This window comes from Bartonella sp. AP9QHHD, from assembly GCF_042195625.1.
Taxonomy (GTDB): domain Bacteria; phylum Pseudomonadota; class Alphaproteobacteria; order Rhizobiales; family Rhizobiaceae; genus Bartonella.
The window spans coordinates 1-1,396 of record NZ_JBHIOP010000065.1 but is presented as its reverse complement, the minus strand read 5'-3'; the positions used below and the strand labels follow the sequence as shown (position 1 = coordinate 1,396).

Genomic DNA, 1,396 nt, shown 5'->3' with positions numbered 1-1,396 from the left:
TAAAAGTGAGAAACAAACCCTTTTATTTACAGACTCTATAGAGGAAAACAAAACTGTTGGTTTACAGAGGCGTGATGCCATAACTGATGAAGGATTAGCACATTTTAAAGCAGCTTATCCTAATGAAAAAATCACTAAGGATGATCTATTCTATTATGTTTACGGTATACTTCATTCGGAAGATTATCGTGCCCGTTATGCTGATAACCTCTCTAAAGAATTGCCTCGTATCCCGTGTGTAAAGAGTGCTGATGACTTTTGGAAATTTGTAACAGCAGGACGTGAACTAGGTCATTTGCACGTGAATTATGAAGATGTAGAGCCTTATCCCGTGATCTTTAAAAAGGGTAATCCAAAACAGACAGAAATCTCTAATCTCGAAAAATTCTATTATGTGACTGAAATGAAATTCGCAAAAATTAAGAATAGTAAGGAAAAGGATAAATCGACTGTTATTTACAATAGCAATATTACCATAACAGATATCCCTCTTGAAGCTTATGAGTATATCGTCAATGGCAAGCCTGCTCTTGAATGGGTTATGGGGCGTCAATGCGTTAAGACTGATAAAAAGAGTGGTATTGTCAATGATGCCAATCGCTATGCTGTTGAAACCGTTGGCAACCCTGCTTATCCATTAGAGTTGTTTCAAAGGGTTATTACCGTAAGTTTAGAGACAATGAAAATCGTTAAGAACCTACCAAAACTAGAAATTAGAGAAACTGAATAACTTAAAAGCGTGCTCACATAATGGGTATGATAAACTCACAACGGGTATAAGGTTTTATACCTATAGGTTCTATGCCCCTTTTATAAATTGCTTACATATAATCTTTAAAAGAATATTTTATATGCGTTATCATAAAAGATAAGGCTTTGCACTTTTTAACACTGTACTTTGGATTGCTTTAAGATTTTTAATAAATCCCATCTTAAAGTGAATACGCTTCTTTTACATTGCCTTTAAAAGATTATACCGTAATCTAAAATGATAGCTTTATTGTTATCAGAAGCTTTGTTTAAAGAGAGTTATGTATATTCATTTTCTTATATTACTTATAGGTTTTGAATGTTTCTCAAACCCCCAAAACACCTACAAAACCCTCTTAAATATATATTAAAGATTGTATTTATGTTTTGTGTTTAATATAGGTTGTTTATTTGAAAGATTAACTTATTGAAATATAATGACTTTTATTTTTTATTGAAAAATATGTAAAGGGGGGAGCGTAAAAAGCACCTCCAAAACCCCCTAAACCTCCAAAACTCATAACCATAATGGTCTTGATAGCATCTATTATGATTATAATCCCTTTCTTTTGAAAGGCTTAAAGGATCATATGCTTTTCATAAAGCACATTTTAATCACTCACTAAAATCATAAGATTCGTCTGTT

At 32.4% G+C, this 1,396-nt stretch carries 1 protein-coding gene; it reads left to right on the top strand.

Annotated elements, in window-relative coordinates; genetic code table 11:
• Positions 1-730 (top strand): type ISP restriction/modification enzyme (locus ACFIK4_RS05420; RefSeq protein WP_375675346.1); only part of this gene is annotated, 730 nt, incomplete at its 5' end.
• Positions 731-1,396: the final 666 nt, after the last annotated feature.